Origin of the sequence: Sphingobium sp. B2D3C, from assembly GCF_025961835.1 — a bacterium.
Taxonomy (GTDB): Bacteria; Pseudomonadota; Alphaproteobacteria; order Sphingomonadales; family Sphingomonadaceae; genus Sphingobium.
On record NZ_JAOQOK010000001.1, the window covers coordinates 2,839,741 to 2,852,078 of the forward strand.

The window sequence follows — 12,338 nt, forward strand, 5'->3', positions numbered from 1 at the left end:
TCTGTCGGACGTGACTCAATTATGACGATGGCGGGTTCATACTGGCGACCTGCCCAGTCTCGCCATTGCGAAATGAGCGGTATGTATCCGGAAAAAGGAGGAAAATTCTCGAAGTCGCTCCTAATTCGGCAATAAAATCGCGCGATATCAATGACATATTGTGCAGTGCGGCATCCATGCAACGCTCGCGCAGAATCTTGCCATAAGATGAACGGATCGCCGGCCCGATCGACCGTCTGGGCTGCCGGCGGGGCTCAGTCGCGCGAGATGACCGGCCGCTGCAGAAGCGGACGCCATAAGGGCAGGATGAAAAACACGAGCAGCAGCCAGATCAGGCCGACCGCCCAACCGCCCGCCACATCGCTGGGCCAATGCACGCCGAGCCACACCCGGCTGGCCCCCGTGGCGAGAATCATCGCCGCGCAGATCCCTGTCACCACCCGGCTCCGCGCCAGCAGCGCGATGGCGCCATAGAGCGCCATGGCGCCGGCGGCGTGCCCGCTGGGAAAGCTGGTGCCCACAGTCTCGACGAGGCTGGGGAGCATATCGGGGGAGAGCATCATCGGGCGCGGCGCATTGAAGCCGAGCTTCACCACCCCGATGACGAGCGCGGTCCCCACGCCCGCGACCAGCAGCGGGATCAGGCGTTCGGGATGCCCCAGCTTGATGAAGACCAGCCCCACCGCCAGCACGATCAACGTGCGACCGCCGACCGCGCCCAGCCGGTCGAGCGCCACCGCGCCATGCGTCACAAGCCCCGCACCGCGCACGCCGTGCAGCTTGCCCGCCAGCCCCATCAGCCGCTCATCGATAGACGCGAACAGGCCGGTGGGCTGGAGGAAGCCGATGGCCGCGACCAGCAACGCCAGACTGAGCGCAAAACTGAGCGCGACGCCCGGAGTTGGCAGTCGCCGCATCCGCCTTTGGATCAGATGTGGAGCGCCCGCCCATAAGCGGCCAGCACGCTCTCGTGCATGGATTCGCTGATGGTCGGGTGCGGGAAGACCGTCTGCATGAAGTCCTGCTCCACCAGCTCGGCCGTCTTGCCGATGGTGTAACCCTGGATCATCTCGGTCACCTCAGCGCCGACCATATGCGCGCCGAGCAGCTCACCGGTCTTGGCGTCGAACACCGTCTTCACGAAGCCTTCCGCCTCGCCGAGCGCGATCGCCTTGCCATTGCCGATGAACGGGAAGGTGCCGACCTTCACGGTGTAGCCCGCATCCTTCGCCTTCGCCTCGGTCAGGCCCACCGAGGCGACCTGCGGCTGGCAATAGGTGCAGCCCGGAATGTTGAGCGGGTCCATCTCATGCGGGTGGACATCCTTGTTGCCCAGCGCCTGCGCAATCGCCTCGGCGGCGGTCACGCCCTCATGGCTGGCCTTGTGCGCCAGCCATGGCGGCGCGGTGACATCGCCGATCGCCCAGATGCCATCGACGCCGGTGCGGCACAGGCCATCGGTCTTGATATGGCCGCGCTCCAGCGTGACGCCCAGCGCCTCTAGCCCGATATTCTCGGTGTTCGGGACGATGCCGATGGCGACGATGCAATGGCTGAACTCGCTGGTCTCGCTCTTGCCATCCCTGCCCTTGATGGCGGCGGTAACGCCCTTGTCGCTGGCCTTGAGGCTCTCCAGCGAGGCGCCGGTGACGATCTTCATGCCACGCTTCACCAGCTGCTTTTCAAGGAACGCCGAAACGTCCTTGTCCTCGACGGGTACGATGCGATCCATCATCTCGACCACGGTCACGTCAGCGCCCATGTCGTTATAGAAGCTCGCGAACTCGATGCCGATGGCGCCCGAGCCGATGACCAGCAGCTTGCCCGGCATTTCCGGCGGGGTCATCGCGGTGCGATAGGTCCAGATGCGCTTGCCGTCCGCCGGCGCGAACGGCAGGTCGCGTGCCCGCGCGCCGGTCGCCACGATGATGTGCTTGGCCGCCAGATCGGTCTTCTTGCCGTCCTTGTCGGTGACCGAGAGCTTGCCTTTGCCGGTGATCGTACCCGTGCCGATGTGCACGGCGACCTTGTTCTTCTTCATCAGGTGCGTGACGCCGGCATTGAGCTGCTTGGCGACACCGCGCGAGCGCTTCACCACCGCCTCAATGTCCGCGCTGATCTTCTCGGCGGCCAGGCCATAATCCTTGGCGTGGCTCATATAATGGAAGATCTCGGCCGAGCGCAGCAGCGCCTTGGTCGGGATGCAGCCCCAGTTAAGGCAGATACCGCCGAGCAGCTCGCGCTCCACAATGGCCGTCTTGAGGCCAAGCTGGCTCGCGCGGATCGCCGCGACATAGCCGCCGGGGCCGGAACCGAGAACGATGACGTCATAGGATTCAGACACGAAATGCTCCATCCATGATGCCCTCTCCCCTTGAGGGAGAGGGGTCTAAAATGACCGACTGCGCCTTCATTGCGCGTTCGCCAGGGGCGGCACCCTGCGGGGGCGGCGCACTTCGTCGATGGCGACGAAGATGAACCGGGCCTGCGTGACCTTGTAGGTTTCCTCGCTGTGCCGCGCGCGGCGCCAGGCCTCGACCTCAATGGTCATCGACGTGCTGCCCACCTTCACGAGCGTCGCGAAGACGGAGACCTCGTCCCCCACCAGCACCGGGCGGTGGAACTGCATGCCTTCCACGGCGATGGTGACAGCCCGGCCCTTGCTGTGCCGCGAGGCGACAAGCGCCGCCGCCATATCCATCTGGCCCATCAGCCAGCCACCGAAAATGTCCCCATAGGGATTGGCATCCGCCGGCATCGCGGTGATCCGCGTCGCGGGCGCACCTTCCGGCAGGACATCCTCGTCAGCGGCCATGGTGCGCTTACGCCACCAGACCCAGCGGCGCCTCTACCAGTTCCTTGAACACCTTCATCAGCTCCGCACCGTCGGCGCCATCGATGGCGCGATGATCGAAGCTGCCGGTGGCGGACATGACGGTCGCGATGCCGAGCGCGTCGTCGATCACATAAGGCCGCTTCTCGCCTGCGCCGATCGCCATGATCATCGCCTGCGGCGGATTGATCACTGCCTCGAACTGCTTGATGCCCATCATGCCCATGTTGGAGAGGCTGGCCGTGCCGCCGGTGAACTCTTCCGGCTTGAGCTTGCCTTCCTTGGCGCGGGTGGCGAGGTCCTTCATCGCGGTCGAGATGGCGGAGACGGACTTGGCGCCGGCATCGGTGATGATCGGCGTGATCAGTCCGCCCTCGATGGACACCGCCACCGAGATATCGGCCCGGCTGAACTTGAGCAGCTGGTCGCCGGCGAACTGCACATTGCACTTGGGTACGGCGATCAGCGCCTTGGCCAGCGCCTTGATGAGCAGATCGTTGACGGAGAGCTTCACGCCCTGCGATTCGAGCGCCTTGTTGAGATCGCCACGCAGCTTGAGCAGCGCATCGAGGCGCACATCCACGGTGAGGTAGATGTGCGGCACCTGCTGCTTCGATTCGGTGAGGCGGCGCGCAATGGTCTTGCGCATGTTCGAGAGCTTCTCGACCTCGTGCGGAATGCCGAAATCCTGCGCGGTCGCGGCCACCGGGGCAGGCGCGGCCGGAGCCGACGCTGCGGGCGCCGCGGACGGGCTCGCGGCGGGCTTGGGCGCGGTGCTGCCGGGCTTCACCCCCTCCAGATCTGCCTTCACGATGCGGCCATTGGGACCAGTACCGGAAACCGCAGCCAGATCGATGCCGCTGTTCGTGGCGATGCGGCGGGCAAGCGGGCTCGCCTTGACGCGATCTCCAGAGGAGGCAGCGGCCGGCGCAGCGGTCGATTTCGCGACTTCCGGCTCCGGCTTGGGGGCGCTGGCGGCTTCCGGCTTCTTCTCCGGAGCGGCATCGGCCTTGGGCGCGGGCTTGGCGGCAGCCGGAGCATCACCGCTCGGCACGTCCTCGCCTTCCTCGACCAGCACCGCGATGACGGTGCCAACCTTCACATTGTCGGTCCCTTCGGCGACGAGGATCTTGCCGACGACCCCTTCGTCCACGGCTTCAAATTCCATGGTGGCCTTGTCGGTCTCGATTTCGGCGAGCAGATCGCCGGACGAGACGGTGTCGCCTTCCTTCACGAGCCATTTCGAAAGCGTGCCTTCCTCCATGGTCGGCGAGAGGGCGGGCATCTGGATATTGATCGCCATGGGGGCCAGGCTTTCCTGTTTTTCGGGTTGGACAATCACCGGCCACCTTCACGCTTTGCCCGTCGGGGTCAAGGCCATCCCTTGCATCCAGACCGAATTTCCCGCACCTACCGAGCCGGTTTCTTCGGGGGAGCAGGCGATGATGCGGACTTATCTCGTCGTGGTGGACGAAAGCAGCGAGGCGGAATCGGCCCTGCTGTTCGCCGCGCGCCGCGCTGCCAAGACGGGCGGCGGCGTGCATATGCTGGCGCTCGTGCCCAAGACAGAATTCGTCCAATGGGGCGCCGTGCAGGCGACAATGGAGGAGGAAGCCCGCGCCCGCGCCGAGGCCCTCGCGGCCAGTGCCGCCGGCACGCTGATGGCGGAAGCGGGCATCCAGCCCGCGATTACGGTGAAGGTCGGCGATCCCGTGGCATCGGTGAAGGAGATGCTGGCCTCGGGCGAAACGGTCGCCGCGCTCGTGCTCGGGGCGGCGCCCAAGGGCGCGCCCGGCCCGCTGGTGGCGCACTTTGCCGGCAATGATGCCGGCACCCTGCCCTGCCCGGTGATGATCATCCCCGGATCGCTGAGCCGCGAGGATATCGAGCGGCTGAGTTAGGTCGGCCATCGTGTCCCTGCAACGTGTTCCTGCGAAGGCAGGAACCCAGGGCGCAACCGACGAACCTCGCCGCCCTGGGCTCCTGCCTTCGCAGGAGCACTGTTAATTTCATTACGACAATGAAAAGGGGCCGACTTTCGCCAGCCCCTCCTTCAAAATCCGATTGCGGCGGGTTCAGCCCGGCTGGTTGGCCCGTTCGGCGCCATTGCCGTCCAGATTCTCCGCGACGAATGCCCAGTTGACGTGCTTCTTGAGGATCGTGTCTGCGAAGTTGGGGCGCGCGTTGCGATAATCGATGTAATAGGCGTGCTCCCACACATCGAGGATGAACAGCGGCGTATCGCCATGCGCCACTGGGCAGTCGGCGTCGTGGTAGCTGGTCACTTCCAGCTTGCCGTCCTTGAGGATCAGCGCGGCCCAGCCGCTGGCGAAGTGGCCGACGGCCTCGGCCTTCAGCTTCTCGATCAGCGCGTCGGTCGAGCCGAAGCCTTCGTTGATGAGATCGGCCAGCTTGCCGCTCGGCTCCTGCGTGTCCGGCGAGAGGCACTGCCAGAAGAAGCTGTGGTTCCAGATCTGGCCGACCTGGTTGAACAGACCGCCCTTGGAGGACTTGATCAGCTCCACCAGCGACTTGCCCTGCAGGGCCGGATCGGCGGCGACCAGCTCATTGGCCTTCGTCACATAGGCATTGTGGTGCTTGCCGTGGTGATAGTCGAAGGTCTCGGCCGACATGTCATCGCCAAAGGCGGTCTTGGCATAGGGAAGGTCGGGCAGTGTGAATGCCATGGCGCTAATCTCCTCTTGGTGCATTAAAGTCGTTCTGCAGGCGAAACGCGCAGGCGCGCGATTCGTGTCGGTTGCCCGCAGCAGATGGCGCGTAGACCGGCAGCTTTCCAGTCATCTCTCCCGATCAGCGCCAAATATAATTTCGATATGACAGCGGCGCGACTTTGGCATAGCCTGTGCGATGGCCGATAACCGGCTTTAGGGGAGGGTGCGGTCAAAGCACCCGGCAAACGACTGGGGGAGCATCATGACGAAACTGTTCGGCAATCTGCATCTCGTCCTGCTGATCGGGGTTATTCTGACCCTGGCTGTCATTTACGGCATTGGCCCGAATGGCGAATCCGTCTCCGCCGCCTTGCGCTGGCTGCACACCTTCTTCGGCATTTTGTGGATCGGCCTGCTCTATTACTTCAACTTCGTGCAGATCCCGACCATGCCCAAGGTCCCGGCAGAGCTGAAACCGGGCGTCTCCAAGTTCATCGCGCCCTCCGCGCTGTTTTTCTTCCGCTGGGCCGCGGCGCTGACCGTGCTGACCGGTCTGCTGGTGGCATGGCGCACCGGCTATCTGCACGAGGCGTTCGCGTTCAAGGCGCCCTATCAACTGATCGGTCTGGGCATGTGGCTCGCCGTGATCATGGCGATCAATGTGTGGTTCGTGATCTGGCCGGCGCAGAAGAAGGCGCTGGGGCTGGTGGCCGCCGACGATGCGACCAAGGCCAGCGCCGCCACCCGCGCGATGATCTTCAGCCGCACCAACACGTTGCTGTCGATCCCGATGCTCTACTGCATGGTCAACTTCAACGGCGGCTGAGCGGCCGGCGCCCTGCGCGAGGCGGCAAGCGCCTCAAAGCAGGGCGTGTTTCTTCAGGCAGTGCCGCAACTGGTCGTAGGAGAGCCCGATCGCCTTGGCCGTGGCGCGCTGGTTGAAGCGGTGGCGCTGGAGCGCATGGCGCAGGATCGCGGCCTCATGCGCGTCGACAGCGCCGCGAAAGTCGGCGACATCGTCCAGCGCGATCAGCAATCGCCCGTCCTCGACCGCGCCATCCTCGGAAGGACCGGCGGCAGGCGCCGCGCTGGCGGCAGCGGGTTTTCCCGGCATCGGCTGCGGCTTCCATGGCGAGGCGAACGGATCGAGCTGGATCTCGTCGATCGGCCGATCTGGGTCGGGCCAGCGATACACGGCGCGCTCGACGACATTGCGCAGCTCGCGCACATTGCCGGGCCAGCGATAGGCGTTGAGCGCCGTCATCATCCGCTTGGAAAAGCCCGGCCAGGACGACCAGCCGCATTCGGATGCCATCTTGCGCCCGAAATGCTCGACCAGAACGTCGACATCGCCCTCGCGGCCGCGCAGAGGCGGCAGGGTAATCACCTCGAAGCTGAGCCGGTCCAGCAGGTCGGCCCGGAACCGCCCGGCTTCCACGGCATCGGGCAGATGCTCGTTGGTCGCGCCGACGATGCGCACATCCACGGTAAGCGGCCGCGAACTGCCGATGCGCGTCACCTCGCCATATTCCACGGCGCGCAGCAGCCGCTCCTGCGCCGCCATGGAGAGCGTGCCCAGTTCATCGAGGAACAGGGTTCCGCCATCGGCCTCCTCGAAGCGACCGGCCCGCGCCCGCGTCGCGCCGGTGAAGGCGCCGGCCTCATGACCGAACAGCTCGGCCTCGATCAACGTCTCGGGCAAGGCGGCGCAGTTCATGATGATGAGCGGCCCATCCCAGCGCTGGGAAAGGCGATGGATGCGCTCGGCGATCAGCTCCTTGCCAGTACCCCGCTCGCCGATGACCAGCACCGGGCGGTTGAGGTCAGCCGCACGGCCGGCCTGCTCGACCGCATCCAGAAAGGCGAGGGATTCCCCGACAAAATGCGTCGTCTTTTCCATTCCCAACTTTTAGGGATATTTCCCAACTCATTGCAACAAACAATGCTTCGCGCGCACCTCGGCCGGGAAGAAGTTGGCGAAAATCCGGGCTTCTCAGAAATTGGCACGCCCCCTGCAATACATTGTGCAATCCGCCAATGAGCGGGATTTGAAGGCCCAACCAGGATCAGGAAGAGACCGCCATGTTGAACACAATCGACCGCTTCGGTGCTCAGACCGCCGCAGCATGTCTTACCCTCATTTTCAGCGCCATCATGGTGATCGGCGCTGTCGGCCCTGCTGTCACCGGCAACCCTGCCGCCACGACTGCAGCGGCTCTGGACAACACACCGGACAAGCCGTCACAATCCCTTGTGTGACGGCTTCAAGGTCGGGGCAGCACACCCCCGCTGCCCCGACCGAACCGCCTCAGTTGGAGTATGTACATGAGTATTTTCTCTCGCACCCGGGACATCATTGCCGCCAACGTGACCGATCTGCTGGATCGCGCCGAGGACCCGGCCAAGATGATCCGCATGATCATCCTCGAAATGGAGGAGACGCTGGTCGAGGTGCGTGCATCGGCAGCGCGGACCATCGCCGACCAGAAGGAGATGCGCCGCCACATCGCCAAGCTCGATGCCCTCCAGGAAAGCTGGGTCGAGAAGGCGCAGCTCGCCCTCTCCAAGGATCGCGAAGACCTTGCCAAGGCCGCTCTGGTCGAAAAGCAGAAGGCCGGCGACATGGCCGAGCAGCTGCGCGGGCAGATTGCCATGCTGGATGAGGCGCTGGCCGCATCCGAAGAAGACATCGCCAAGCTGCAGGCCAAGCTGCGCGAGGCGCGCGTCCGGCAGAACAGCCTCGTCGCCCGCATGGAGAGCGCACAGACGCGCCGACGCGCGCGCGAGATGTACAATGGCGAGCGCGTGCAGGATGCCTTCTCCCGCTTCGAACTGCTGGAGCGCCGGGTCGATCTGGCTGAAGGCGAGGCCGATGCCATGGGTCTGGGCGGTCAGCCCAAGACGCTGGAGCAGGAAATCGCCGAGCTTCAATCCGCCGACAAGGTGGAAGCCGAACTCGCGGCGCTCAAGGCCGCGCAAGCCAGGAAGGATTGATCCATGGAGGACGTCTTTCTGCCCATCGTCATCTGCGGCATGCTGTTCATCGGCATGCCGTGGCTGATCTTCCACTATGTCACCAAGTGGAAGCAGGCGCCCAAGATCACCGATGAGGACGAACGGCTGCTCGATGAAATGCACATGCTCGCCCGTCGCCTGGAGGAGCGCCTCCAGACGGTCGAGCGGATCATCGCCGCCGACAATCCCGATTTCCGTCCAGCCCGCCCGAGCGCGAGCGACGATCCCTATTTCGACAGGAGGAACTGAGATGTCCGCCCGCCGCACCAAATTCTACCTCGACAAGAAAAATGCCAAAGCCATGGGCGTCTGCGCTGGCATTGCCGACTATATGGGCATCGATGTGCTCTGGGTCCGCATTGGCGCCGTGCTCGTGACGCTGGCCGGCGGCTTCCCGTGGACGGTGATCGCCTATCTGCTCGCCGCATGGATGGCCGAGCCCAAGCCGACCGGCCTCTATGCCGACCGGGAAGACGAGCGCTTCTGGCAGGGCGTGCGTACCAATCCGGCGCGCTCCACCCGCGATGTGCGCAGCAAGTTCCGCGACATCGACCGGCGCCTGTCCGACATTGAGACCTTCTACACCAGCCGCAACACCCGGCTTGCCGACGAGATCGACAGCCTGCGCTGACACAAGGGAGAGGCGCAACAGCGCTCGATTACAGGGAAATTTGAACCATGGATCCTATCACCGCAGACGCCGTCGTCGAATCGATGCCGCTCATCGTCGGCGCCAGTTCACTGATCGGCCTGCTGGCCATCGCCGGATGGGTCTTCAACACATGGCTGCGCGTCCGGCACGGCTATCCGCTCGAGAACAGCTGGGGCAAGGCCGTCTATCCGCAGAAGAATGAGGAGCTCAGCGAGCGCATCAAGCTGCTTAGCCAAGAGAATGCGCAGCTGCGTGCCGAGCTTGGCGCGGTCAAGGATCGGCTGGCCAATGTGGAGCGCATCGTGACCGACAGCGCCCTTCATCTGACCAACGAGATCGAAAGCCTGCGCACCCCCTCCAACTGATCGCCATCCAACTGGCCGGGAGTCCCATCATGCCTGCTTCAATGCTGTTATTCTTCATGATTGTCGTCGGCATCCCGGTCATCGGGGGCATCTGGAGCAAATATATGCGGCAGAAGATGAAGCTGCGCGAGCGCGAGTTGGACGTGCTCGGCACACAGACCGCAGAAAAGGCCGCACAATATGCCGCGCAAGTCGAGCGGCTGGAGCAGCGGGTGCGGGTCCTGGAGCGGATCGTGACCGATCGCGGCGCCGCTCTGGCCCATGAAATCGACCAGCTCGGCGGCGCTGAATCCGCCCCTCACGAAATCCCCACGCGGACCGACCACTAAGACATCGACAGGAGGAGATAGAGTCATGACCGATCTTGACCTCGTGAAGCACGCCATGACCATGATAGCGCTAACTTTATCATTCGCACTTGTCGCCCTGGCCTCGCTCAAGGGCTGGAACGGATGGCTGGCGCTCAAGCGGGCGGAGCTGGACATGGCCGCCAGCCGCGCCGCCCCGCGCGCGCCGACCCCGGACGCACCCCTGGCCGGCGGGCTGATCGAGATGGCCGACCTCAAGGAGCGCATCCGCAAGCTGGAGGCCATCGCCGCCGGCATCGACGTCTGATCCGCAGAGTTTCACTGGCCTCCCGCGCGCCGCGACCTATATGGGCGGCATGACGACATTGCAGACCATCCAGGACGATTACGAACTGCTCGAAGGCGATGAGCGCTACCGGCTGCTGATTGATCTGGGCCGCGAACTGGAGCTGATGCCGGACGCGCTGAAGACGGACGCGACGCTCGTGCGGGGCTGCTCCGCCTCCGTCTGGGTCTACCCGACACGGCTGGACAATGGCGCGCTGCATTTCCTGGCGGACAGCAACGCTGCCATCACCAAGGGCATCATCGCCTTGGTCCTCCTCACCGTGCAGGACCGGATGCCGGCGGAGGTCGCGACGTTCGATATCGAACAGGCGCTGGCACCCTTCGACCTCAAGCGCCAGCTCTCGTCCAACCGCACCCAAGGGCTGCCGAACATGATCGCGCTGATCCGGGAAACGGCGACTCGCCTGCAGGCGGAGGATGCTGCGGGTTGAAAAGGGGGCGGTTGACAGGCTCACGTCACAGCTTGCAGGTTGGGCGCCATACCGGTGAGCGGTTTTCACCGCAGTGTATTGGAATGCGGCCTCCGTCACGAACAGGCGGGCGCCAAAAGAAACAGGTGGCGCATTGATTGATCCCAAGCATTTCCGCGACGTTCTCGGCAGTTATCCCACCGGCGTATGCGTCATCACCTCAAATAATGCGGACGGTCAGCGCTGGGGTCTGGCGGTCGGCACTTTTTCTTCGATCTCGCTAGACCCGCCGCTGGTCGGCTTCCTGCCCGACAAGCGCTCGGGCAGCTGGGCCAATATCGCCACCACCGGCCGCTTCTGCGTGAATGTGCTGGGCAATGCCCAGTTGGAGACCTGCCGGCGATTCGCCTCGCGGCATGATGACAAGTTCGAGGGCATGGCCCATGGCACCAGCCCCGGCGGCCTGCCGATTCTCGATGGTGCGCTCGCATGGATCGAATGCGCGATCGAAAAGGTTGTCGAACTGGGCGACCATCTTCTCGTCGTCGGTGCGGTGCAGGCCATGGAGCGCGCGCCGGAGGGCTCGCCGCTGATCTTCTATCGCGGTGGCTATCACCGACTGATCGATCTGGAAGACGCCACCGCCTGACCGGCTCACGCCCGGCCGAACGGCAGGATCGCCTCCAGCTCCGGCAAAGACGGCTTGCCCGGCACCTGCCGCCCGCTGCGCATCAGGAAGACATGGCGGACGATCTCCGCCTGCTGCTCGATCCCGTAGCGCGCGAACGGCTTGCCCGGCTGGAAATCGTAATCATAGCGGCAGAACGGGTGCCGTCGCAGCAGCAGGTTGATGCCGGTCTGGTGCTGCCAGACATGCGTCATTTCGTGAATGAACAGCCCTTGTGCCGAGAGATCGCCGGCGCCGAAGCAATCGCAATAGCTGCGCCCCTGCGGATGGAAATGAATATGCCCCCGCGGCGCCATGACGATGGCACGCGGCTGGAAGGGCCACCATTTGCGGTTGCGAATTCGCACCTCATCGAGCGCAATCGCATCGCCGAACATGCGCTCGGTCAGCGCGCGCTCCGGCTGGGACAGCGGCCGATCGACGGCGCCAATGTGCTGGGATGGGACGGCCATGCAGCCGAGATAGGCGCCCCTGCCTCACCGGCAAGGCCCGTCCGTCCCGGCGCATGCCCGCCGACCGTCACTCGCTCTTGAGATCGAGAACCGAAACCGCCGCCAGAATGACGCCAAAGACCGCAACCATGCCGATGAAGGTCAGGACCGGCCACTGCATAAGAAGGTTCATCGCGAATGCTCCTGCAAACCATGTGATGAGCCCTCTTTTCACCGAACGGCGCCGCCGACATTGATCGGCATCAAACCCGCGCCCGCCCCATCCGGGCGGAATTTTTTTCACGGGTGATCCCCGCGCGGCATTTTCCCGTGCGTAAAAACCGACAATCTTGCCCAAGTCTGACAGGTCCATTCATCGGGCGGTCATCTGGGCTGACTTAGAAAAGCGATGTGGCGCGGGGACTGACCTCGGGATTCCCCCCTGTTGCCCGGGCTTCGCCCCGCACCACATGCGCAAAAATTCAGGCGCTTTCTTCGAGCCCCCGCTCCATGCCCCCCGGAGCGGGGGTTTTCGATGTCCGCGCGATCCGCCCGGCCTGGTGCCGCGGCGCACAGCCGTTCGAGTCAAAATAATCGCTTCGCGGCTTGGGTTCGG

Annotated in this window: 19 protein-coding genes; 11 read left to right on the top strand and 8 right to left on the bottom strand. The window is 64.3% G+C overall.

Annotated elements, in window-relative coordinates; translation table 11 throughout:
• Positions 1 to 254: 254 nt before the first annotated feature.
• The 4 genes from M2339_RS13005 to M2339_RS13020 form a co-directional block, all read right to left on the bottom strand.
• Positions 255 to 917, bottom strand: coding sequence for a phosphatase PAP2 family protein (locus M2339_RS13005; RefSeq protein WP_264588288.1), 663 nt, complete (start codon positions 915 to 917; stop codon positions 255 to 257).
• A gap of 11 nt (positions 918 to 928) precedes the next feature.
• On the bottom strand, positions 929 to 2,344 hold the full coding sequence (gene lpdA, locus M2339_RS13010) for a dihydrolipoyl dehydrogenase (RefSeq protein WP_264588287.1): 1,416 nt from the start codon (positions 2,342 to 2,344) through the stop codon (positions 929 to 931).
• Between the two features lie 66 nt (positions 2,345 to 2,410).
• Positions 2,411 to 2,815 (bottom strand): acyl-CoA thioesterase, encoded by a 405-nt coding sequence (locus M2339_RS13015; protein ID WP_181560855.1) that lies wholly within the window; start codon positions 2,813 to 2,815, stop codon positions 2,411 to 2,413.
• Between the two features lie 7 nt (positions 2,816 to 2,822).
• A complete protein-coding gene (locus M2339_RS13020; RefSeq protein WP_264574158.1) occupies positions 2,823 to 4,136 on the bottom strand; it encodes a pyruvate dehydrogenase complex dihydrolipoamide acetyltransferase in 1,314 nt (437 codons plus the stop codon).
• 142 nt (positions 4,137 to 4,278) lie between these two features.
• Between M2339_RS13020 and M2339_RS13025 the strand changes: the two genes are divergently transcribed.
• Entirely contained in the window at positions 4,279 to 4,734 is a 456-nt protein-coding gene (locus tag M2339_RS13025; RefSeq protein ID WP_181561548.1) for a universal stress protein, read from the top strand.
• A gap of 174 nt (positions 4,735 to 4,908) precedes the next feature.
• On the opposite strand, the gene M2339_RS13030 is transcribed toward M2339_RS13025, so the two are convergent.
• Positions 4,909 to 5,520, bottom strand: a complete 612-nt coding sequence (locus M2339_RS13030; RefSeq protein WP_264588286.1) for a superoxide dismutase — start codon at positions 5,518 to 5,520, stop codon at positions 4,909 to 4,911.
• A 247-nt stretch (positions 5,521 to 5,767) separates the two neighbouring features.
• Here M2339_RS13030 and M2339_RS13035 point away from each other — a divergent pair, with 247 nt between their 5' ends.
• Complete coding sequence (locus tag M2339_RS13035; RefSeq protein WP_264574156.1) at positions 5,768 to 6,331, top strand: urate hydroxylase PuuD; 564 nt, start codon at positions 5,768 to 5,770, stop codon at positions 6,329 to 6,331.
• 33 nt (positions 6,332 to 6,364) lie between these two features.
• On the opposite strand, the gene pspF is transcribed toward M2339_RS13035, so the two are convergent.
• On the bottom strand, positions 6,365 to 7,405 hold the full coding sequence (pspF, locus tag M2339_RS13040; protein WP_264588285.1) for a phage shock protein operon transcriptional activator: 1,041 nt from the start codon (positions 7,403 to 7,405) through the stop codon (positions 6,365 to 6,367).
• Positions 7,406 to 7,587: 182 nt separating this feature from the next.
• Between pspF and M2339_RS13045 the strand changes: the two genes are divergently transcribed.
• The 9 genes from M2339_RS13045 to M2339_RS13085 all read left to right on the top strand — a co-directional run bounded on the left by M2339_RS13045 (position 7,588) and on the right by M2339_RS13085 (position 11,252).
• A complete protein-coding gene (locus tag M2339_RS13045; protein ID WP_181560860.1) occupies positions 7,588 to 7,764 on the top strand; it encodes a hypothetical protein in 177 nt (58 codons plus the stop codon).
• A 66-nt stretch (positions 7,765 to 7,830) separates the two neighbouring features.
• A complete protein-coding gene (pspA, locus tag M2339_RS13050; RefSeq protein WP_181560861.1) occupies positions 7,831 to 8,499 on the top strand; it encodes a phage shock protein PspA in 669 nt (222 codons plus the stop codon).
• A 3-nt stretch (positions 8,500 to 8,502) separates the two neighbouring features.
• A complete protein-coding gene (gene pspB, locus M2339_RS13055; RefSeq protein ID WP_181560862.1) occupies positions 8,503 to 8,769 on the top strand; it encodes an envelope stress response membrane protein PspB in 267 nt (88 codons plus the stop codon).
• A gap of 1 nt (position 8,770) precedes the next feature.
• Positions 8,771 to 9,151 (top strand): envelope stress response membrane protein PspC, encoded by a 381-nt coding sequence (gene pspC, locus M2339_RS13060; RefSeq protein WP_181560863.1) that lies wholly within the window; start codon positions 8,771 to 8,773, stop codon positions 9,149 to 9,151.
• Positions 9,152 to 9,234: 83 nt separating this feature from the next.
• Complete coding sequence (locus tag M2339_RS13065) at positions 9,235 to 9,537, top strand: cell division protein ZapB (RefSeq protein WP_264572317.1); 303 nt, start codon at positions 9,235 to 9,237, stop codon at positions 9,535 to 9,537.
• Positions 9,538 to 9,566: 29 nt separating this feature from the next.
• Entirely contained in the window at positions 9,567 to 9,866 is a 300-nt protein-coding gene (locus M2339_RS13070) for a hypothetical protein (RefSeq protein ID WP_181560864.1), read from the top strand.
• Between the two features lie 25 nt (positions 9,867 to 9,891).
• The gene (locus tag M2339_RS13075; protein ID WP_264571489.1) at positions 9,892 to 10,152 is read left to right on the top strand and encodes a hypothetical protein; all 261 of its coding nucleotides are present in this window, start codon (positions 9,892 to 9,894) and stop codon (positions 10,150 to 10,152) included.
• A gap of 40 nt (positions 10,153 to 10,192) precedes the next feature.
• Positions 10,193 to 10,624, top strand: coding sequence for a SufE family protein (locus tag M2339_RS13080; protein WP_413714843.1), 432 nt, complete (start codon positions 10,193 to 10,195; stop codon positions 10,622 to 10,624).
• Between the two features lie 133 nt (positions 10,625 to 10,757).
• Entirely contained in the window at positions 10,758 to 11,252 is a 495-nt protein-coding gene (locus tag M2339_RS13085; protein WP_264576861.1) for a flavin reductase family protein, read from the top strand.
• 5 nt (positions 11,253 to 11,257) lie between these two features.
• Here M2339_RS13085 and M2339_RS13090 read toward each other — a convergent pair whose 3' ends face one another.
• Together M2339_RS13090 and M2339_RS13095 are read right to left on the bottom strand one after the other, a co-directional pair.
• On the bottom strand, positions 11,258 to 11,743 hold the full coding sequence (locus tag M2339_RS13090; RefSeq protein WP_264588283.1) for a vgr related protein: 486 nt from the start codon (positions 11,741 to 11,743) through the stop codon (positions 11,258 to 11,260).
• Between the two features lie 67 nt (positions 11,744 to 11,810).
• Positions 11,811 to 12,080 (bottom strand): hypothetical protein, encoded by a 270-nt coding sequence (locus M2339_RS13095; RefSeq protein ID WP_264606387.1) that lies wholly within the window; start codon positions 12,078 to 12,080, stop codon positions 11,811 to 11,813.
• Between the last annotated feature and the right edge of the window lie 258 nt (positions 12,081 to 12,338).

Excerpts from the sequence above, each read along its gene's own strand:
- M2339_RS13020 (WP_264574158.1), bottom strand. The coding sequence starts at position 4,136 with ATGGCGATCAATATCCAGATGCCCGCCCTCTCGCCGACCATGGAGGAA.
- M2339_RS13070 (WP_181560864.1), top strand. The coding sequence starts at position 9,567 with ATGCCTGCTTCAATGCTGTTATTCTTCATGATTGTCGTCGGCATCCCG.
- pspA (WP_181560861.1), top strand. The coding sequence starts at position 7,831 with ATGAGTATTTTCTCTCGCACCCGGGACATCATTGCCGCCAACGTGACC.
- M2339_RS13030 (WP_264588286.1), bottom strand. The coding sequence starts at position 5,520 with ATGGCATTCACACTGCCCGACCTTCCCTATGCCAAGACCGCCTTTGGC.
- M2339_RS13045 (WP_181560860.1), top strand. The coding sequence starts at position 7,588 with ATGTTGAACACAATCGACCGCTTCGGTGCTCAGACCGCCGCAGCATGT.
- M2339_RS13080 (WP_413714843.1), top strand. The coding sequence starts at position 10,193 with ATGGGCGGCATGACGACATTGCAGACCATCCAGGACGATTACGAACTG.
- M2339_RS13025 (WP_181561548.1), top strand. The coding sequence starts at position 4,279 with ATGCGGACTTATCTCGTCGTGGTGGACGAAAGCAGCGAGGCGGAATCG.
- M2339_RS13065 (WP_264572317.1), top strand. The coding sequence starts at position 9,235 with ATGCCGCTCATCGTCGGCGCCAGTTCACTGATCGGCCTGCTGGCCATC.
- M2339_RS13015 (WP_181560855.1), bottom strand. The coding sequence starts at position 2,815 with ATGGCCGCTGACGAGGATGTCCTGCCGGAAGGTGCGCCCGCGACGCGG.
- M2339_RS13035 (WP_264574156.1), top strand. The coding sequence starts at position 5,768 with ATGACGAAACTGTTCGGCAATCTGCATCTCGTCCTGCTGATCGGGGTT.
- M2339_RS13090 (WP_264588283.1), bottom strand. The coding sequence starts at position 11,743 with ATGGCCGTCCCATCCCAGCACATTGGCGCCGTCGATCGGCCGCTGTCC.
- M2339_RS13075 (WP_264571489.1), top strand. The coding sequence starts at position 9,892 with ATGACCGATCTTGACCTCGTGAAGCACGCCATGACCATGATAGCGCTA.
- pspB (WP_181560862.1), top strand. The coding sequence starts at position 8,503 with ATGGAGGACGTCTTTCTGCCCATCGTCATCTGCGGCATGCTGTTCATC.
- M2339_RS13005 (WP_264588288.1), bottom strand. The coding sequence starts at position 917 with ATGCGGCGACTGCCAACTCCGGGCGTCGCGCTCAGTTTTGCGCTCAGT.
- pspC (WP_181560863.1), top strand. The coding sequence starts at position 8,771 with ATGTCCGCCCGCCGCACCAAATTCTACCTCGACAAGAAAAATGCCAAA.
- pspF (WP_264588285.1), bottom strand. The coding sequence starts at position 7,405 with ATGGAAAAGACGACGCATTTTGTCGGGGAATCCCTCGCCTTTCTGGAT.